The organism is Telluria sp. PB2R4 (assembly GCF_059685695.1).
This window is the reverse complement of sequence record NZ_JCASIC010000015.1, coordinates 80,383-99,835: the sequence shown is the minus strand read 5'-3', so window position 1 is coordinate 99,835 and position 19,453 is coordinate 80,383. Positions and strand designations below refer to the sequence as shown.

Here is a 19,453-nt window from a genome sequence, read left to right as displayed (position 1 = left end):
GTTCCTTAGAGGGTCAGTGCTTGTGGTTGCTGTGCTGCGTGCGGGTGCGAACCTTCCGCGTACACTTTCAGCTTCTTGATCATTGCATAGCCCAGCGGGCCCTTCGGCAGCATGCCTTTGACAGCCTTTTCCAGGGCACGGCCCGGGAAGCGCTGTTGCATTTTCAGGAAGTTAGTTTCGTAGATACCGCCCGGGTAGCCCGAGTGACGGTAGTAGGTCTTCTGGGTGGCCTTGGTGCCGGTCACGCGCAGCTTGCCTGCATTGACGACGATGATGTAGTCGCCGGTATCGACGTGCGGAGTGAACTCCGGCTTGTGCTTGCCGCGCAGTCGGAGTGCCACTTCGCTGGCAACACGTCCGAGGACCAAGTCCGTCGCGTCAATCACCAACCAGTCGCGCTGGACTTCATGGCCCTTAGCGGAAAAAGTTTTCATGATGACTTCCTAAATAAGTTAAATGCTCACTGTGGTGGTTCCGCCCTTGCTGCAGCGGACTCTGCCTTATTATCTTCCCCGAGCAAAGGGAAAGCCCACGATGATAGCCGAACCGGGGCCAACCCGTCAATGCGCCCAGCGCCCGCTGTCGCATTTTCCGCGCCCTTCCCCCATCTATTTCTTTCTTCCCTGACATAGCCCTCCCGGCTCGCATAATTTCATGCGATGGTGCAACTTATCGATTGACCATTAAAACGATGCGAATCTACTATGCAAGCATCCTTTGAGGAGATTGTGTGAAGACAAGATCGTTACTCCCCGCGTTGTTGCCCACCTTACTGCCCGTCGCCGCCCTCTGGCTCGCAGCATCGACGGCCGCCGCGGCTGCGCCCGGTGACGCCGCAGCCGGCGCCAAGCCCGCAGCCGCCACCCGCAACTGCCATCTGCCCGGCGTGACCGCCACCCTGCGCTGCGGCAGCATCGAGGTTCCGCTCGACCATGCCAAGCCGGCCGGCGCCAAGCTGAAACTGCATGTCACGATCGCCCCGGCGCATCGCCAGGGCACGCGGGGCGACCCCGTGTTCGTGCTGGCCGGCGGACCCGGCGAAGCCGGCAGCGAAGTGGCCGGCCTGCTCACCACCGCCTTCACCCGCGTGCGCGCCACCCGCGACATCGTGTTCATCGACCAGCGCGGCACCGGCCGTTCGGGGAAACTCGACTGCAAGAGCAAGCCCGAGCACGAGAGCATGAGCGAAGAACAGCTCAATGCCGAGGCGCTCGCCTGCATCGCCGCCACCAAGGTCCAATGGAGCGCCTACACCACCGACGCGTCGGCCCGCGACATCGAGCTGGTGCGCCGTGCATTCGGCTATGGCGCGGTGAATGTCTGGGGCGGCTCCTATGGCACCCGCCTCGGCCAGGCCTATGCACGCCTGTATCCTTCCAGCGTGCGCAGCATGGTGCTGGACGGCGTCGCCGCGCCCGACCAGGTGATCCAGGCCGGCGCCCGCGACGCCCACGCCGCGCTCGACAAGATGTTCGCGCAATGCGCCGCCGATGCCGCCTGCAACAAGGCCTTCCCGAACGTGCGGGCGCAGTTAAACGCCCTGGTGGCGAAGCTCGAGGCCAACCCGGTGCGCGTCACGCTGCCCAATCCACGCACCGCGCAGCCGCTCGAGGTCACCATGACCGCCGCGCGCTTCCTCGGCACCGTGCACGGCATCCTGTACTCGCCGGCGGATGCGCGCCGCCTGCCCTTCCTGATCCATAACGCCTCGCAGGGACGCTGGCAGCCCTTCGTCGCGCGCCAGAACATCGCCGGCGATTTCGGCAGCTCCGGCCAGCTCGCGATGCTGATGCACCTGGCCGTGGTCTGCGCCGAAGACGTGCCGCGCCTGACGCCCGAGCTGATGGCGCAGGATGCCGGCAAGCTCACCAAGTCGCTGGCCCGGCAGATGCCGGCCTTCTGCAAGCAGATGAACGTACCGGCCGTTCCGTACAAGGAGCCGGCGCGCATCGACGCACCGACCCTGCTGCTGTCCGGCGCGCTCGATCCGGTCACGGCGCCGCGCCGCGCCGAGAGCGCGGCCAAGTACATGAGCCGCGCCCAGCACGTGGTGGTCGACAATGTCGGCCACGGCGTCTCGCAGCTCGGCTGCGCGCCGCGCCTGCTGCGCGCCTTCCTGGACAAGCCGCAGGACAAGCTGGACGCCAGCTGCCTGAAAGAGATTCCGCCCCCCACCTTCCAGCTCGGCGGCGCCGGCCCGCAACCATAAGGCACAGAACATGATCGAAGTTCACGATGTACGCAAGAAGTTCGGCGCCGTCCAGGCGCTGGGCGGCGTCAGCTTCACCGCGCGCGATGGCCAGATCACCGCGCTGCTCGGCCCCAACGGCGCCGGCAAGACCACCCTGCTGCGCACCCTGGTCGGGCTGCTCAAGCGCGACCATGGCAGCATCTCGATCGACGGCGTCGATCCGGAAAAGAATCCGATGGAGGTGCGCCGCAACATCGGTTTCCTGACCGACCAGTTCGGGCTGTACGAGCGCCTGAGCACGCGCGAATACCTCGTCTACTTCGGGGAACTGAACGGCATGACGCGCGCCGCCGTCGGCAAGCGCATCGACGAGGTGTCCGAACTGCTGGGCATGGAAGAGATCCTCGAGCGCCGCACCAAGGGCTTCTCGCAGGGCCAGCGCATCAAGGTGGCGCTGGCGCGCACGCTGCTGCACCGACCGCGCCACCTGCTGCTCGACGAGCCGAGCCGCGGCCTGGACGTGATGAGCACGCGCGCCCTGCGCACCGCCCTGAACGCCCTGCGCGCCGACGGCTGCTGCGTGATCATGGCGACCCACGTGATGCAGGAAGTGACCGCGCTGTGCGAGGACGTGATCGTCATCGCCGGCGGCCACACCGTGGCCCAGGGCTCGCCCGACGAACTGTGCCGGCGCACCGGCATCACCAACCTGGAAGACGCCTTCGTCAACCTGGTCGGCACCGAAGAAGGAATCGCATGAAAACCAAGCTGTGGGTCATTTTCTGGAAAGAGCTGCGCGAGACACTGCGCGACAAGCGCACCCTCGGCATGCTCGCCATGTTCACGCTGTTCTATCCGGCCCTGATCGGCTTCATGCTGCACCAGGGGATCGAGAAAAGCACCAAGACCGAGCGCGAAGGCATCGAGCTGGCCGTGATCGGCGGGGCCAAGGCGCCGACCCTGATGGCGCAGCTGGGCCAGAAGAACATCACCGCCAAGGAGACGGCGCCGATGGACGAAGACGCCATTGGCGAGCTGCTGCGCTCCAAGAAGGTGGCGGCGGTGCTGCGCCTGCCGGAAGACTTCACCGAAAATTACTACGCCATGCGCCCGGCACGGGTCGAGATCTGGTACGACTCGGCCGCCGACACCGGCGGGCAGCGCAGCGACATCGAGGAAGTGCTGAAGGCCTACGGCGCCAACATCGCCAGTGCGCGCCTGCTGGCGCACGGCGTGTCGCCGGCGGCGCTGTCGCCGATCCAGGTGCAGCGCTACGACACCGGCACCAATGCGTCGCGCTCCGCGGCCCTGATCGGCGGCATCATCGGCATCCTGTTCTTCCCGGCCTTCATGCTGAGCATGTCGGCGGCGGTCGACAGCACCGCCGGCGAACGCGAACGCCGCTCGCTCGAAGTGCTGATGGCCCAGCCGGCCACGACCTGGGAACTCATCGGCGGCAAGTGGCTGGCGGCGAGCACGCTGGGCGTCGTCGGCGTGACGCTCGAACTGATGCTGGCGCACCTGATCCTGGGCTGGCTGCCGCTGGAGGAACTCGGCATGACCTGGAGCCTGCGCTGGGCCGACCTGCTGCTGGTGTGCCTGGTGACGGCGCCGCTGGCGCTGCTGGGCGGCGCGCTGCATATCGCGCTGGCGATGAACTCCAAGTCCTTCAAGGAAGCGCAGACCATGCTCAGCATCGTGCTGATCGTCCCGATCATCCCGGGCATGGTGGTCACCTTCATGGAACTAAAGACCGCGCAGTGGATGTACATGGTGCCGATGCTGGCGAACCAGACCCTGGTGACCGAGATGTCCAAGGCCGGCCAGGTCGGCGCCACGCCCTTCCTGCTGACCTTCCTGTGTTCGGCGGTTCCGGCGGCCCTGATCATCGCCTATTCGAGCTGGCGCATGAAGAGCGAACGCTACGTGCTGGGCGTGTGATTCCGTCCCGGCCTTGATCGCAAAAAGGGGGCGCCGGCAGAGGCGTCCCCTTTTTCGTTTTACAATGCTCCAGCACTAGACCTCAGCGGAGAAATCGAATGGAAGTGAAAGTCAGCTGGAACGGCCCGTCGGGCATGAGTTTTCGGGCCGAGACCGGCAGCGGCCACATGGTGGTCATGGACGGCGCGCCGGAAGGCGGCGGCCACAACCTGGCGCCGCGCCCGATGGAGATGGTGCTGGTCGGCACCGGCGGCTGCACCGCCTACGACGTGGTCCTGATTCTCAAGCGCGGCCGCGAGGACGTGCGCGGCTGCGACGTCACGCTGCAGGCCGAGCGCGCGGAGACCGATCCGAAGGTGTTCACGAAGATCAACTTCCACTTCACGGTCACCGGGCGCAACCTGAAACCGGCGGCGGTCGAGCGCGCGGTGAGCCTGTCGCATGACAAGTACTGCTCGGCGTCGATCATGCTGGCCAAGACGGCCGAGATCACGCACTCTGTAGAGATCGTCGAGGTCTAAGCCCGCTTAGAGGTGATACGCCGTCGTCGTCATCACCTTCGACATCGCCGTCATCAAGATCCGCACCGGCAGCGGCGTATCGGCCGCCCCCAGCGCCGCTGCCTTCGCGCCGTGCGCGATTTCATCGACCCGCATCTGTTCCACGATCGCACGCGACTTCGCGTCCTGCGGCGGCAGGTCCTCCAGGTGGCGGTTCAGGTGTGCCTCGACCTGGCGCTCGGTCTCGACCACGAAGCCCAGGCTGTGCGGGTCGCCCAGCTTGGCGGCGATGCTGCCCAATACATAGGAACCCGCATACCACAGCGGATTGAGCAGGCTCGGCTGCGAGCCCAGCTCGGACAGGCGCTCGGCGGTCCAGGCCAGGTGGTCTTCTTCCTCGCGCGCCGATTTCTCGAACTGCTTGCGGATGGCCGGGCTCTTGCCGAAGCGCGCCTGCGAGTCGTACAGGGCCTGCGCGCACACTTCCCCGACATGGTTCACCCGCATCAGGCCGGCGCTGTGGCGGCGTTCGTCGTCATTCATTTCGCAGTCGGTGGCGTGCGCGCCCGGGTTCGGGCGCGACGATGCGGCGACGCCGCCGACCACGCGCAGGGCCTTGTCGAAGCCGGCGATGATGTCGTCGAGGGAGGAGTTGGAACGGTATGCGCTCATGATGTTGTCAGTGCGATATTCGAAAACAACATTATAGGCGTTGTGCCCGGCCTCACGCGCCGGATACCTGGCCGCTCGGAATTTCAGTCCGCTCGGAATTTCAGTCCTTGCTACGCGCGATCCAGTCGGCCAGCGGCCCGCTCGCCTCCAGTCCGGAAATGTTCTTCGCCACCCCCAGGTTCAGCTCGAGCAGGAAGGGAATCGACTCCGGCGGCACTTCCGGGCAGTGGCGCCGGAAGGCGTCCAGGAAACGCGCCGATTCGACGGTGGGCATCACCTTCGCGCCGCTCATGTACTGAAGCACGCTGGTGATCGTATGTCCCTTGCCCAGCGTGTGGTAGAGGAAGCGGTTGAACTCGCGGTCGACCTTCTTGAAGTCGATCGTTTCCTCGGTCATCAGGGCCGCCAGGTAGTACAGGCCCAGAGACACCCGGAACCAGTCGGTGGATTCGACCCGGTCGCGTCCCTCGCGCATCAGTGCCAGCAGCTTGTCCTGGATGAGCTTATTCATCCTGCCATTATCCACGTTTCCGATCTTTACGCGAGCAATGTTTGTCTAGAGCAAGTATTCATGCGTTGCGTCATGCGCCCTGTCATCGGATTATGCATTCTGGGCCATCAAACGGCCCGTGCATCGCAGAGTTGCCACAGACCCTGGGACAATTTAATACAATGCAAGTGTTGAAAAAGGTTTATATGCACGCTTGGAGCATGGCATGGAATTAAAGATCCGCAATTTGTCGAAGACCTACGCCAATGGCGTGGTCGCGCTCGACCGTGTCACCCTGAACATTCCCGCCGGGATGTTCGGGCTGCTCGGTCCGAACGGCGCCGGCAAGTCGACCTTGATGCGGATCCTGGCCACCCTGCAGGAATGCGACTCGGGCTCGGTCTTCCTGGACGACATCGACGTGCTGGACGAAAAAGACGACGTGCGCCGCATGCTCGGCTACTTGCCGCAGGATTTCGGCGTCTACCCGAAAGTGACCGCTTACGAACTGCTCGACCATTTCGCCCAGCTCAAGGGCCTGTCGCACAAGCACCGCCGGCGCGAGGTGGTCGACGGCCTGCTCCAGCAAACCAACCTGTGGGAAGTGCGCAACCAGCGCCTCGGCGGCTTTTCGGGCGGCATGCGCCAGCGCTTCGGCATCGCCCAGGCCCTGCTGGGCGACCCGCGCCTGATCATCGTCGACGAACCCACCGCCGGCCTCGACCCGCAAGAGCGCGTGCGCTTCCACAACCTGCTGTCCGAGATCGGCGAGGACAAGACCGTCATCCTGTCGACCCACATCGTGTCCGACGTGGCCGACCTGTGCGCCAACATGGCGATCATCCACAAGGGCCATGTGCTGCTGTGCGGCGACCCGCAGGAACTGACCTACGAAATCGAAGACTACATCTGGGCGCGCATCGTCACCAAGCAGGAGCTGCCGGTGTTCCAGAAGCGCCACCAGGTGATATCGACCCGCCTGCTCACCGGCCGCACCCTGATCCACGTGTATGCCGAGACCGACCCGGGCGACGGCTTCGAGCCGGCCCGCGCCAGCCTCGAAGACGTGTACTTCGCCACCATCGCCGGCACGCCCTTCGCGGCCAACTCCACCGCCGCCGCGGGGAACTGCTAGGCCATGCGCGCGCTGTTCGCCATCGCCGGCTTCGAGGCGCGGCAGCGGCTGCGCCTGCTGTCGACCTGGATCTATTTTGGCATGTTCCTGGCGCTGGCGATGCTGTGGATGGCGGCGGCCGGCGGCGCCTTCCGCGACGCCCTCGTCACCTTCGGCGGCCGGGTCCTGATCAATGCGCCGCGCCAGATCGCGCTGACCGCCTCCTTCCTCGGCTGCTTCGGCGTGGTGGTGGTGGCGGCCCTGATGGGGCGCTCGGTCCAGCAGGACTTCGAATACGAGACCCAGCACTTCTTCTTCAGCGCGCCGATCCGCAAGGCCGACTACGTGCTGGGGCGCTTTCTCGGCGCCTTCGTGACGCTGGCGATCATCCTGTCGAGCATCGTGCTGGGCGCCTGGCTCGGCAGCTTCATCCCCGGCATCGAGCAAGACCGCCTGGGGCCGAACGGGCTGGCAAACTACCTGCTGCCCTGGCTGTTCACGCTGCTGCCCAACACCTTCATCTTCGGCGCCCTGTTCTTCGTGCTGGCCGCGCTGTCGCGCCGCATGCTGCCGGTCTACGTGGCCAGCATCGTCATGATGATCGGCTACATCGTCGCGCCTTCGCTGGCGCGCGACCTCGACTACAAGACCCTGGCTGCGCTGATCGACCCGTTCGGCACCACCGCCCTGATCCGCCTCACCGAATACTGGCCGCTCGCCGAGCGCAACACGCGCCTGGTCACGCTCGAAGGCGTGTACCTGGTGAACCGCCTGATCTGGGTGGGTTTCGGGCTGGTGGTGCTGCTGCTCGGCTACTGGCGCTTCCACACGGTCGGCAATGTCGACCCGCGCCACCGCAAAGGCCAGCCACTGGTGGACGACACGCCGGCGCCGCTGTCCCAAGCTGCCGTCGACACCCGCGAAGCGCCCGATTTCGAGCGCCGCAGCCTGGCTATCCTGCTCGTGAAGTCAGTCTGGTACAACCTGCGCGAATCGAGCAAGAACGTCTACTTCCTGGCCCTGGCGGTTGCCGGCGCCCTGATCCTGGCAGCCAGCTCGCTCGACCTCGGGTCGATCTACGGCACCAGCACCCTGCCCGTCACCTACATGGTGCTGGAACTGATCCGCGACGTGTTCGAGCTCTACATGCTGGTGGTGACCACCCTGTTCGCGGGCGAGATGGTGTGGCGCGAACGCGAGGCGCGCATGGCGCAAATGCTCGACGCCATGCCGGCGCCTACCTGGCTGCCGCTGGCCGGCAAGACCCTGGCGCTGGTCGGCCTGCAGGCCCTGCTGCTGCTGATGGCGATGGTGGTCGGCATGCTGATCCAGCTGTTCAAGGGGTATTTCGGACTGGAGCCGGGCCTCTACCTGCGCTACCTGTTCACGGTGCTGCTGCCGCACTACGCGCTGCTGGCGGTGGCGGCGGTGGCGGTGCAGGTGATCGTCAACAACCGCTACCTCGCCTACTTCATCCTGATCGCGCTCTACCTGGTGCTCGGGACCGCGCAGGGCTTCGGCTTCGACCACCCGATGCTGGTCTACGGCACCACCCCGCGCTTCACCTATTCGGCGATGAACGGCTTCGGCCATTACCTGGTACGCGAGCACCTGTTCCAGCTCTACTGGGCCGGCATGGCGCTGATGCTGATGGTCGCAGCGCGGGTGCTGTGGGCGCGCGGTGTCGACACCGGCTGGCGCGAGCGCCTGCGCCTGGCGCGCCGCAACCTTTCCCGGCCGGTGCTGGCCGGCTTCGGCGCGGGCCTGCTGGTCTTCGCCGGCGTGGGGGCGCTGCTGGCCTATGAGCTGCATGCCGGCGGCTACCAGACCACCGCCCGGCAAGAAATCCAGCGCGCCGAATACGAGCTGCGCTACCGCCGTTTCGCCAAGCTGCCGCAGCCGCGCATCACCAATGTCGACCTGCAGGTCGACATCCGGCCCGAGACGCGCTCCCTGGCCGTGAAGGGCTTCTACCAGCTCGAGAACCGAACCCCGGCGCCGCTCCGGGACATCATCCTGTACCAGCGGCGAGGGACGGAGTTCACGGCGCGCTTCTCGCAGCCGGCGCGGCAGGTGGCGGCCGACCCGGACCACGGCTTCTACCACTACCGCCTGGCCGAGCCGCTGGCGCCGGGCGCGCGCGTGGCGCTCGAGTTCATGCTCGCCTACCGCCCCGGCGGACTGCTGGGTCTGGGCACCGACACGCCGGTGGTCGCCAACGGCAGCTTCTTCACCAACGAGGTGATGCCGCGCATCGGCTACCAGCCATCGATGGAGCTGCTCGACGACCGCGACCGCAAGCGCCGCGGCCTGCCGCCGAAAGACCCGATGGCGGCGCGCGAGGACCTGGCCGCACGCGCCAACAACGGCCTGGGCGTGGACGCCGACTGGATCCGCTTCGACGCGGTGGTGTCCACCTCCCCGGACCAGATCGCGCTCGCGCCGGGCACGCTGGAAAAGGAATGGATGCGCGGCGGCAGGCGCTATTTCCACTACCGGCTGGACCAGCCGATCCTCAATTTCTACGCCTTCCAGTCGGCGCGCTACGAAGTGCGGCACGACCGATGGCAGGACGTGACCATCGACGTGTTCTACCACCCGGGCCACGACTTCAACGTCGAGCGCATGATCCGCGGCGCCCAGGCCGGCCTGGACTACGCCTCGCGCCGCTTCGGCCCCTACCAGTTCAACGAACTGCGCATCGTCGAGTTCCCGCGCTACGCCACCTATGCGCAGGCCTTCCCGGGCACCATCCCGTTCTCGGAAAGCCTGGGCTTCATCGCCCGCATCGACGACGATTCGCCGAAGGACATCGATTATCCGTTCTACGTCAGCGCCCACGAGGCGGCGCACCAGTGGTGGGGCCACCAGCTGGTGGGCGCCAACACCCGCGGTTCCACCGCGCTGTCGGAGAGCCTGTCCGAGTACACCGCGCTGATGGTCATGAAGCGCGCGGTCGGCGGCCAGAAGATGCGCCGCTTCCTGCGCTACAACCTGGATGCCTACCTGAGGGGCCGCGCCACCGAGCGTCGCCAGGAACTGCCGCTGGCCCAGAACGAGAACCAGGACTACGTTCATTACCGCAAGGGCAGCCTGGCGTTGTACCTGCTGGCCGACCTGCTGGGCGAGGATGTCGTCAACAAGGTGCTGAGCAGCCTGCTGCAGGAACACGGCTTCAAGGGCCCGCCCTACCCCACCGTGCTGGCGCTGGTCGAACGGCTGCGCGCCGTCACCCCGCCGGACAAGGCCTACCTGATCGACGACCTGTTCGAGCACATCGTGCTGTACGAGAACCGGGCCGACAGCGCCACCGCGCGCCAGCGCCCGGACGGCAAATATGAGGTGACCATCAAGGCGCATGCGGGCAAGGTGCGGGCGGGCGGGCTGGGCGAAGAGACCCCGGCGGCGCTGAAAGACTACATCGAATTCGGGGTCGACGACCGCAACGGCAACCCGCTAGCGCGCGAGCGGCGCCTGGTCGACGGGGCCAGCCAGACCGTGAAGCTGGTGGTCAGCGCGCGTCCGGCACGGGCCGGCATCGACCCGGATAACAAATTAATTGATAGAAAACCAACGGACAATATGGTTCCAGTCGACAACCCTCGAAACTAACGCTATTATTTCTGAAATATTACAGGAAGGAGCATCATGTCGAACCTGGTTGCCGAGATCGCGGAAAAAATCCAGCTGCTGAGCGCAGAGGAAAGGCATTCACTGGTACGCCTGCTCCTCCAGGACATCGACGGTCCCGATGAGGACGCGGATGAAGCGTGGCACAACGAAATCGTGCGCCGCGTGAAGGCGATCCGCAATGGCGAAGCGGCCATCCGCGCACTGCAAGAATGGCAGGAGTGAGCGTCAAGCAGTCCCCTGTGCACGATGAAAAACCGCGGCCTGGCCGCGGTTTTTCATTCTAGCCGCATGGCGTGTAAGTACGATTCGATGAAGCTCCTGTTCGCCTTGTTTCTGTCGGCCGCCGTGCCCGGCACGCATGCGGACGCGCATGCAGCCGAACAGCGGCCTGCCCTCACCCACAAGCTCGCCAAACTGCAGGGGCGTTCGGTCCTGCCCGGCTTTGCCGTTGCGGTGGTGTCCGGCAAGGAGGTGCTGTACCAGCGCGGCTTCGGCCAGGCGGACTTGCAAGACAAGCGTCCGTATACCGAAGACACCTTGCAGAACGTGGGCTCGGTCAGCAAGACCGTGATCGGCGTGGCGATCGTGAAAGCAATCGAACTGGGCTACTTCGGGCTGGACACCGAGATCAAGGACATCCTGCCTTTCAAGCTGGCGCACCCGCATGGCGGCGGCGCGATCACGGTGCGCCATCTCGTGACGCATACCTCGGGCATCCTCGACGACGAGGCCGTCTACGGGCGTTCCTATTACCTGCTGCCGGACGCCGATGCGGACGGCCCGCTCTACCGCCAGTTCAGGCACGACTTCACGCAGCCCGGACGCCAGGACCTGAGCCTGGGCGGCTTCCTGAAGCATTACCTGGCCGAGGGCGGCCGCAGCTACAAGAAATCGAACTTCGCCAAGGATGCGCCGGGCGCGGCCTACCATTACTCGAACATCGGCGCGGCGCTGGCCGCCTACCTGGTCGAAGTCAAGAGCGGCCAGAGTTTCGAGGCATTCACCAGGCGCCACATCTTCGAACCGCTGCAGATGCGCTCTACCTCCTGGCGCGCGGGTTTGCACACTGACACGGCGCAGGCCAGGCGCCAGGCCACGGTATACAACCGCCGCCACCAGGCTTATCCGCGCTACGCCCTGATCACCTATCCGGACGGCGGCTTGACCACCTCGGCCGCCGACCTGGCGCGCTTCCTGATGGCGATGGTGAAGGGCTACAAGGGCGGCGAAGGCGTGCTGTCCAAGGCCGGTTTCACCCTGCTGTTCGACCCGCAGTTCGCGCCCGACGCCCTGCCGGCCGCCAGCCCGGCCGCGGAGCCGAACAGCGGCGTGTTCTGGCGCATCCGGCGCAATGGCCTGGTCGGGCATACGGGGAGCGATCCGGGGGTAACCGCCTTCATGTTCATCGACCCGGCCAGCGGCACCGGCCGCCTCCTGATGACAAATACCGAAGCCGCCGGCAAGGGCGAAGAGGACGACCCGAAGCTCGTCCACCAGTTCAGGGACGTGTGGAAGGCGCTGGGCGACGTGCGCCAGCCCTGAATCTGACCGCCGGCCGTAGGGTGGGCGGCTCCACCTGATCGCCGGGATCTGCCAGTTTCCTGGCTGCCGCCCACGCGTTCAACCAGCACCCGAATAGCCGTCCCATCTGCGCGAAAGAGATGTGAACGCATGGGCGGCGCTCATAGTGAGGTCCATCGACTTGTCGGCAGGAGTCGCCCACCCTACAGTTGTCGATAGCTGACTTGCGTCCTACGCCTGCGTCCAGTAGTCGAGCACCAGCGAGCGCTCCAGGCAGCTGCCCAGGGTGTCCACGAAGCGCTGGTGCGCCGGGTGCACCAGGTAGGCATCGCGCTCGGCGTCGCCCGCGAAGGTCAAGGTGAAGCAGTGGGTGAAGCCCTGGTTCAGGCCTTCCGGGCTCACGTTGGTGCCCCACTCGTAGCCGGTGATACCGGGGATCTGGGCGGGCAGGCGGCCGAAGTCGGCGACCACGGCGTCGACCGCCTCATGGCCGGCGCCCTCCTTGAAGGCGAACAGCACCACGTGGCGCAGGGATGAATTGGCTGGCATGCGATTCCTTCTTGATGGTTACCTCGCCCACTGGAGCGAGGGGATATATTCGCTACTGTCGGATATCGAATTGTGCCCGACTCCCTCGATGATGCGCAGGCGCGCCACGCCCTCCGGAAAACGCGACAGCAGCTGCCGTGCGCTGGCCGCCGGGATGATCTCGTCGTGCTCGGCGGCGAGCAGCAGCGTCGGCGCCGTGACGCGCGGCGCGTACTGCATCGATGCATAGCGGTCGCGCAGCAGCCAGCGTACCGGAAAATACGGAAACTGCCGCGCCGCGAGTCCCGCCAGGCTGTCGAAGGGCGTGACCAGTACCAGCCGGCTGACCGGCCGCCGGCTGGCCAGTTGCAGCGCCACGCCGCTGCCGAGGCTGCGCCCGATCACCACCACATCCTCGTGCTCGCGCGCGACGCGGTCGAACAGCGCCAGCGCATCGCCGACCAGGGCCGCCTCGGACGGGCTGCCGGTGCTGCCGGTGAAGCCGCGGTAGTGCAGCAGGTAGAGCGCACGCTGCGGGAAAGCACGGTCCAGCAGCGGCAGGCTGCCTGTGACGTCCTCGGCATTGCCGCCCAGGTAGATCAGGGCGCGCTCGCCCGCCAGCGGGCGTTCGGACACCTTGACCGAGGCCCCCGGCAACGCGAGGGTGGAGGTCTTCGGCGCCGGGTAGGCGGCCACCGGCGGCGGAAAATAGATCAGGGAGCGCTGCAGGAAAAACAGCGCCAGGCAGACCGCCGCGTAGGCGCCCATGCCCAGCAACAGGATGATGGCCAGGGTCTTGTGCATGCCCCGATCTTACACCGGGACCTTATTCGATCTCGGCGACCTCGTTGGTTTCACGGGGCGCTGCCGCCTTGGCGCGCACCTGGCCGCCGCGCGGCAGTGCCGGACGCGCCGGCGGGCGCCGCAGCTGCTGCTCCGGGTCCTGGGCAGGCGCATTCGTCCCTTCCTGTTTCGCGAGTTGGAAGGTATCAACCAGCCGCGCCAGTCCGCCGGCCTGCTCGCGCATCGCGGCCGCCGCGGCGGCGGCCTGCTCGACCAGCGCGGCGTTCTGCTGGGTCACCTGGTCCATCTGCACGATCGCCCCGTTCACCTGCTCGATGCCCGCGCGCTGCTCTTCGCTGGCGGCGGCGATCTCGCCGATGATGTCGGACACGCGCTTCACGCTCGCCACCACCTCGTCCATCGTATGGCCGGCCTGGTCCACCAGGCGCGAACCGGCTTCCACGCGCGACACCGAGTCGCCGATCAGGCCCTTGATCTCCTTGGCCGCCGCGGCCGAGCGCTGCGCCAGGTTGCGCACTTCGCCCGCCACCACCGCGAAGCCGCGGCCCTGCTCGCCGGCGCGCGCCGCTTCCACCGCCGCGTTCAGCGCCAGGATATTGGTCTGGAAGGCGATGCCGTCGATGACGGTGATGATGTCGGCAATCTTGCGCGACGCCTCGTTGATCGAGCCCATCGTGACCACCACCTCGGCCACCACGCCGCCGCCGCGCGCAGCGGTATCGGCGGCGCTCGCGGCCAGCTGCTTGGCCTGGCGCGCATTGTCGGCGTTCTGCTTGACGGTCGAGGTCAGCTCTTCCATCGACGAGGCGGTTTCCTCCAGCGAGCCGGCCTGCTGCTCGGTGCGGTTCGACAAGTCCTGGTTGCCGGCCGAAATCTCGCCGGCAGCAAGCGCGATGGCGCCGGTCCCGAGGCGCACCTTCGACACGATCGACACCAGGGAAGCATTCATGTCTTTCAGCGCGGCCATCAGTTCGCCGGCTTCGTCACGCGTGCGAACCTTGACGTCAACGGTCAGGTCGCCCTGCGCTACCGCGCGCGCCAGCCTGACCGCGCGGCTCAGGGGGATGCTGATGTTGCGGCCCAGCTGGTAGGCCATGAAGACCGCCAGCACGGCGGCGATCAGGCCGCCCCCGACGAGGGTACGGCGCATGTCCGAGCGGGCTTCGGCGATGTCGGCCGTGCGCTGCGCCAGCACGGCGTTCTCGGCTGCCCGCAGCTGGGCGACGGCCGCGCGCATGGCATCCATGCCGGCCTTACCCTTGCCCGCCTGGACGGTCGCGACCACCTGCGACAGGTCGCCCTCGACCGCGGCCCGGCGCTGGGCGATCACCGGATCGATGGCCTGTGCCAGCCAGTCGCGCTGGTGCTGCGCCAGTTGCTGCAGGCGCGCCTGCTGCGCGTCGCTGCCATTGGTGAGCGCCAGTGCGCGCTCGAGGTGCTGCTGGAATGCCGCCTTGCCCGCCGTGTAGGGCTGCAGCGATGCTTCCTGGCCGGTCAAGGCAAAGCCGCGTTCGCCGGTTTCGATGTTTACCAGCGCCTCCATGGCGCGGTCGACCTCGGACAAGGCCTGGTAGGTTTGCACATTGGCGTCATTAGCGGCGTCGAGCGCGGATACCTGGGCGTAGGCAATCGCGACGACGATGCCGGTGATGCCGATCAGGATGCCGTAGCCGAGGTACAGGCGGGTTGCAATTTTCAGGTCGGAGAGCTTCATGGTTCAGACGGGTCTCGATGTCGTTGTAAGAGTTATGCCTGTGTGCCAGGCGGACCGAATGATGGGGCGAAATACCGTCCGATTATTACCCCGGAAAGGATTAATGAAAAGCAAATTCTTATGCTTTGGAGAAGGGATACAACAGGTATGCAAGAGGCTTAATTTATCCAGGTCCGCTTGATCCCGTTGTCGATCTGCCGGACTCGGGCGAGACTATCGTGTGGCTCAACAACATCGGAAGGACACCCATGAAATCACGCCTGTTTTGCTTGCTGGCGGCCCTCGCCATGAGCGCTACCCCTGCGCTGGCCGAAGACGCCACCGGCTACTGGAAAGGCCGCATTGCCAACTCGCTGAATGTGTTCCTGAAGTTCAGCAAGTCCCCAAGCGGGCAATGGGAAGGCACGCTAACGGTTCCGCAACAGAACCTGACGTCGACAGTGGACGGGCTCACCGTCACGGACGAGCAGATCAGCTTCAGGCTGGACGGACTCAAGGCCGGCTTCACGGCGCGCTGGAACGATGAGGCCAAGGCCTGGGTGGGCACATGGAGCCAGAGTGGCCAGAGCGTTCCCCTGAGCCTCGCACGAACCGATGCCGGCGCCCTGGCGCCGAAGCGCCCGCAGGAAGACGCGATCGTCGCGCGCCCGCCGGCGTATGCCAGCAGCGAGGTCACGTTTGCGAATGCCGCGGCCGGCCCGACGCTGGCCGGCACTTTAAGCGTCCCGCAGGGCAAGGGCCCGTTCCCGGCAGTCGTGCTGGTGCACGGCTCCGGCCCCCTCGACCGCGACCAGAACGTGTTCAATCACAAGCAGTTCCTGGTGCTGGCCGACCACCTGGCCCGCCGCGGCATCGCCGTGCTGCGCTACGACAAGCGCGGCATCGGCAAATCCGGCGGCGTGTACAAGGACGCGACCAGCTTCGACTTTGCCGCCGACGCCGAGGCCGCCGTGCGCTTCCTGCGCGGCCGCGCCGAGGTCGATACGCGCCGCATCGGCATCCTCGGCCATTCGGAAGGCGGCTTGATCGCTCCGCTCGTGGCGCAGCGCGATCCGGGCCTTGCCTTCGTCGTGATGCTGGCGGCGCCGGGCGTGCGCGGCGAACTGCTGATGGCCGAACAGATCGCTCTCGGCAGCAAGGCAAACGGCATGCCGGACGAGATGATCGCGAGGGACCGCGAAGTGAATCGCGACCTGCTGGCGGCGCTGGCCTCGGAAGCGCGCTTCGAAACGGCGGTCGGCAAGGCGCGCGGCGTGATGGAAGAGGCCGAGCGCAAGGGCAAGCTGCCCGCCGGCATGGCCAGGCAACGGTTCCAGCTCCTGTCGACGCCCTGGTTCCATTCCTTCCTGCGGCACGAGCCCGGCCCCGTGCTGCAGCAGATTCGCCAGCCCGTGCTTGCCCTGAATGGCGAACGCGATGTGCAGGTGCCGGCCGCCATGAACCTCGGCGCGATCCGCGCGGCGCTGAAGGGCAATCCGCGCGCCCTCGTCAAGGAGCTGCCGGGCCTGAACCACCTGTTCCAGACCGCGCGAACAGGGGCGGGGTCGGAGTATGCCGAGATCGAGGAAACCTTCGCCCCAGGCGCGCTCGACCTGGTCAGCGACTGGATCCTGGCGACGGCCAGGTAGGCACCCATAAAAAAACGCGAACCCTCGGGTTCGCGTTTTTCATGGGCGGCAAAACCGTTTACTTCTTGGCCGCCGACGCGATCTTCTTCGCCGCCGGCTTGCGCGCCGCCGCCTTCTTGGCGGCCGGCTTGGCCGCTGCCTTGGCCGGCGCTTTACGCGCGGCAGCTTTCACTGCCGGCTTCGCCGCGCCATCCGCGCCATCCGCACCCTCGGCAGCAGCATCGGCCTTGGCTTTCGCGCCCGGCTTGGCCTTGCGCTCCTCGAACTCGAAGCTGATCTTGCCATCCTTGCCGCGCACCAGGAAGGCCTTGAAGGCGCGGCGCGTGCGCTGCGATACGAAGCCCGGCAGCAGGTCGGTCTTGCCGTCGTTGAGCAGCTTGGCCATCTGCTCGGGCAGGATCTCCTGCTGCAGGATGATGCGGCCGCTGCGGAAGTCGCAGGCCTTCGGCCTGGCGACCGTCTTTTCGCACACGTAGGCCAGGCCCATTTCGTACACGCCCGCATTGCACTTCGGGCAGGGTCCCAGCGCAGTCTGGCCGGTGAAGTCGACGCCCTCGCCGTCCTCGTCGTCCTGGTCCTGGCCGAAATCGAATTCGAGCTTGAAGTTCTTGATGTCTTCGTCGCGCACGATGCGCAGGATCGCAGCGAACGGACGGCCCATCTTCGAGCGGAAGCCCTGCAGCGGTCCGATGGTGCGGTTCTGCAGGAGTTCCTCGACCTCATTGATCTCGAACTGGCGGCTGCCCGGCGTCTTCGACATCGAGAAGTCGCACTTGGTGCAGGCGAAGCGGCGGTAGTTTTCCTTGACCACGCCGGCGCAGTTCGGGCACGGCGTTTGCAGGGTCGCGTAGTCGCCCGGGATGGTCTCGTTGTCGTATTCCTTGGCGCGCTTGACGATAATCTGCGTCATCTGCTGGATCTCGCGCATGAACTCGTCGCGCGAAATCTTGCCCTTCTCCATCTGCGACAGCTTGTATTCCCATTCGCCGGTGAGTTCAGGCGCGGTGAGCTCGTTCACGCCCAGGCCGCGCAGCAGCGTCATGAGCTGCGATGCCTTGGCGGTCGGGATCAGCTCGCGCCCTTCGCGGATCAGGTACTTCTCGGTCAGCAGGCCTTCGATGATGGCCGCGCGCGTCGCCGGCGTGCCCAGGCCCTTGCCGGCCATCGCGTCGCGCAGTTCGTCGGAGTCGACCAGCTTGCCCGCGCCTTCCATCGCCGACAGCAGCGTGGCTTCGCTGTAGCGCGCCGGCGGCTTGGTGACCAGGCCGTTGGCGGTGATCTTCTCGGTCTGGACCTTTTCCCCTTTTTGCACCGGCACCAGGTTGGCGCCGTCCTTGTCGTCGGTCTGCGATTCCTTGCCGTACACCGCCAGCCAGCCGGGGTTGGTCATGACCTTGCCTTCGGTCTTGAACTGGTGGCCCGACACTTCGGTGAAGCGGGTCGTCACCAGGAACTCGGCCGGCGGGAAGAACACGGCCAGGAAGCGGCGGGTTACCAGGTCGTAGAGCTTTTGTTCCGGCTCGGTCAGATTCTTGGGGACGACGCCGGTCGGGATGATCGCGAAGTGGTCCGAGATCTTGGTGTTGTCGAAGATGCGCTTGTTCGGCTTGACCCAGCCGTTCTTGGTGACCTGCTTGGCGAACTGGTTGTAGTTGTTGGTGTCCGCCAGCGCACCCATCGTGTCCTTGACGGTCTGGATGTAGTCTTCCGGCAGGTGGCGCGAATCGGTACGCGGGTAGGTCAGCACCTTGTGCTTCTCGTACAGCGCCTGGGCCAGGCCCAGCGTGTTCTTGGCCGAGAAGCCGAAGCGGCCGTTGGCTTCGCGCTGCAGGCTGGTCAGGTCGAACAGGGCCGGCGCCATCGAGGTGGTCGGCTTCGATTCCTCGGTGACCACGCCCTGCTTGCCGCGGCAGGCGGCGGCGATCGAATCGGCGGCGGCCTTGCTCCACAGGCGCTCGGCGCGCTTCTCCGGATCGTTCTCGTCCTTCTTGAAGTTCTGGTCCAGCCAGCGCCCTTCGTAGATGCCGGCCGCGCACACGAACTCGGCGCGCACTTCCCAGTAGTCGCGCGGGACGAACTTCTTGATCTTCTCTTCGCGCTCGACCACGATCGACAGGGTCGGGGTCTGCACCCGGCCCACGGTGGTCAGGTAGAACCCGCCCTCTTTCGAGTTGAAGGCGGTCATGGCGCGGGTGCCGTTGATGCCGATCAGCCAGTCCGCTTCCGAGCGGCAGCGCGCGGCGTCGGCCAGCGGCAGCATCTCTTCGTCGGTGCGCAGGTTGGCGAAACCTTCGCGGATCGCGTTGGCCGTCATCGACTGCAGCCACAGGCGCTTGACCGGTTGCTTGGCTTTCGCGTTCTGCGCGATCAGGCGGAAGATGAGTTCTCCTTCGCGGCCCGCGTCACATGCGTTGATCAGGGTGGTGACGTCCTTGCGCTTGATCAGCTTGTTCAGCACCTTGAGGCGCGATTCGGTCTTGGCGATCGGGTTCAGCGCGAAGTACGGCGGAATCATCGGCAGGTGCGTGAAGCTCCATTTGCCGCGCTTGACGTCGTGTTCTTCCGGCACCGCGATTTCCAGCAGGTGGCCGACGGCCGACGACAGGACGTATTGGTCGGACTCGAAGTACTCATCGTGCTTGGTGAAGCCACCCAGCGTCTTCGCGATGTCGTTCGCGACCGACGGCTTCTCGGCGATGATGAGGGATTTGGTCATA

Annotated in this window: 16 protein-coding genes; 9 read left to right on the top strand and 7 right to left on the bottom strand. The window is 66.0% G+C overall.

Annotated features, from left to right (window positions below; all coding sequences use genetic code 11):
• Positions 1-5 precede the first annotated feature (5 nt).
• A complete protein-coding gene (gene rplM / locus AC56LU_RS21260; RefSeq protein ID WP_224946249.1) occupies positions 6-434 on the bottom strand; it encodes a 50S ribosomal protein L13 in 429 nt (142 codons plus the stop codon).
• A 296-nt stretch (positions 435-730) separates the two neighbouring features.
• On the opposite strand from rplM, the gene AC56LU_RS21255 reads away from it, so the two are divergent.
• The 4 genes from AC56LU_RS21255 (at position 731) to AC56LU_RS21240 (ending at position 4,653) form a co-directional block, all read left to right on the top strand.
• Positions 731-2,209, top strand: coding sequence for an alpha/beta fold hydrolase (locus AC56LU_RS21255; RefSeq protein ID WP_497177608.1), 1,479 nt, complete (start codon positions 731-733; stop codon positions 2,207-2,209).
• Positions 2,210-2,219: 10 nt separating this feature from the next.
• Complete coding sequence (locus AC56LU_RS21250) at positions 2,220-2,951, top strand: ABC transporter ATP-binding protein (protein ID WP_497177607.1); 732 nt, start codon at positions 2,220-2,222, stop codon at positions 2,949-2,951.
• Positions 2,948-4,132, top strand: a complete 1,185-nt coding sequence (locus tag AC56LU_RS21245; protein ID WP_497177606.1) for an ABC transporter permease — start codon at positions 2,948-2,950, stop codon at positions 4,130-4,132. The genes AC56LU_RS21250 and AC56LU_RS21245 overlap by 4 nt, the downstream gene beginning before the upstream one ends.
• 98 nt (positions 4,133-4,230) lie before the next feature.
• Positions 4,231-4,653 (top strand): OsmC family protein, encoded by a 423-nt coding sequence (locus AC56LU_RS21240; RefSeq protein WP_497177605.1) that lies wholly within the window; start codon positions 4,231-4,233, stop codon positions 4,651-4,653.
• Positions 4,654-4,659: 6 nt separating this feature from the next.
• Here AC56LU_RS21240 and coq7 read toward each other — a convergent pair whose 3' ends face one another.
• Together coq7 and AC56LU_RS21230 are read right to left on the bottom strand one after the other, a co-directional pair.
• Positions 4,660-5,304: a 2-polyprenyl-3-methyl-6-methoxy-1,4-benzoquinone monooxygenase gene (gene coq7, locus AC56LU_RS21235; protein WP_497177604.1), complete on the bottom strand. Its 645-nt coding sequence runs from the start codon at positions 5,302-5,304 to the stop codon at positions 4,660-4,662.
• Between the two features lie 100 nt (positions 5,305-5,404).
• Positions 5,405-5,815 (bottom strand): hypothetical protein, encoded by a 411-nt coding sequence (locus tag AC56LU_RS21230; protein WP_497177603.1) that lies wholly within the window; start codon positions 5,813-5,815, stop codon positions 5,405-5,407.
• Positions 5,816-6,020: 205 nt separating this feature from the next.
• Here AC56LU_RS21230 and AC56LU_RS21225 point away from each other — a divergent pair, with 205 nt between their 5' ends.
• The 4 genes from AC56LU_RS21225 (at position 6,021) to AC56LU_RS21210 (ending at position 12,083) form a co-directional block, all read left to right on the top strand.
• On the top strand, positions 6,021-6,929 hold the full coding sequence (locus AC56LU_RS21225; RefSeq protein WP_497177602.1) for an ABC transporter ATP-binding protein: 909 nt from the start codon (positions 6,021-6,023) through the stop codon (positions 6,927-6,929).
• A gap of 3 nt (positions 6,930-6,932) precedes the next feature.
• Positions 6,933-10,520 carry an ABC transporter permease/M1 family aminopeptidase gene (locus AC56LU_RS21220; RefSeq protein ID WP_497177601.1) on the top strand — a complete coding sequence of 1,196 codons (3,588 nt, stop codon included), beginning with the start codon at positions 6,933-6,935 and terminating at the stop codon, positions 10,518-10,520.
• 36 nt (positions 10,521-10,556) lie between these two features.
• Positions 10,557-10,763 (top strand): addiction module protein, encoded by a 207-nt coding sequence (locus AC56LU_RS21215; protein WP_497177600.1) that lies wholly within the window; start codon positions 10,557-10,559, stop codon positions 10,761-10,763.
• An 87-nt stretch (positions 10,764-10,850) separates the two neighbouring features.
• Positions 10,851-12,083, top strand: coding sequence for a serine hydrolase domain-containing protein (locus AC56LU_RS21210; RefSeq protein WP_497177599.1), 1,233 nt, complete (start codon positions 10,851-10,853; stop codon positions 12,081-12,083).
• Positions 12,084-12,293: 210 nt separating this feature from the next.
• On the opposite strand, the gene AC56LU_RS21205 is transcribed toward AC56LU_RS21210, so the two are convergent.
• Genes AC56LU_RS21205 through AC56LU_RS21195 form a run of 3 tightly spaced genes read right to left on the bottom strand, consistent with a single transcriptional unit; the run spans position 12,294 to position 15,108 of the window.
• Entirely contained in the window at positions 12,294-12,611 is a 318-nt protein-coding gene (locus AC56LU_RS21205; RefSeq protein WP_497177598.1) for a Dabb family protein, read from the bottom strand.
• A gap of 18 nt (positions 12,612-12,629) precedes the next feature.
• Positions 12,630-13,394, bottom strand: a complete 765-nt coding sequence (locus tag AC56LU_RS21200; protein ID WP_497177597.1) for an alpha/beta hydrolase — start codon at positions 13,392-13,394, stop codon at positions 12,630-12,632.
• 22 nt (positions 13,395-13,416) lie between these two features.
• The gene (locus tag AC56LU_RS21195) at positions 13,417-15,108 is read right to left on the bottom strand and encodes a methyl-accepting chemotaxis protein (protein WP_497177596.1); all 1,692 of its coding nucleotides are present in this window, start codon (positions 15,106-15,108) and stop codon (positions 13,417-13,419) included.
• Positions 15,109-15,356: 248 nt separating this feature from the next.
• Here AC56LU_RS21195 and AC56LU_RS21190 point away from each other — a divergent pair, with 248 nt between their 5' ends.
• Positions 15,357-16,736: an alpha/beta hydrolase family protein gene (locus AC56LU_RS21190; protein WP_497177595.1), complete on the top strand. Its 1,380-nt coding sequence runs from the start codon at positions 15,357-15,359 to the stop codon at positions 16,734-16,736.
• A 58-nt stretch (positions 16,737-16,794) separates the two neighbouring features.
• Here the strand turns inward: AC56LU_RS21190 and AC56LU_RS21185 are convergent, their stop codons facing one another.
• The gene (locus tag AC56LU_RS21185; RefSeq protein WP_497177594.1) at positions 16,795-19,452 is read right to left on the bottom strand and encodes a DNA topoisomerase III; all 2,658 of its coding nucleotides are present in this window, start codon (positions 19,450-19,452) and stop codon (positions 16,795-16,797) included.
• Position 19,453 lies beyond the last annotated feature (1 nt).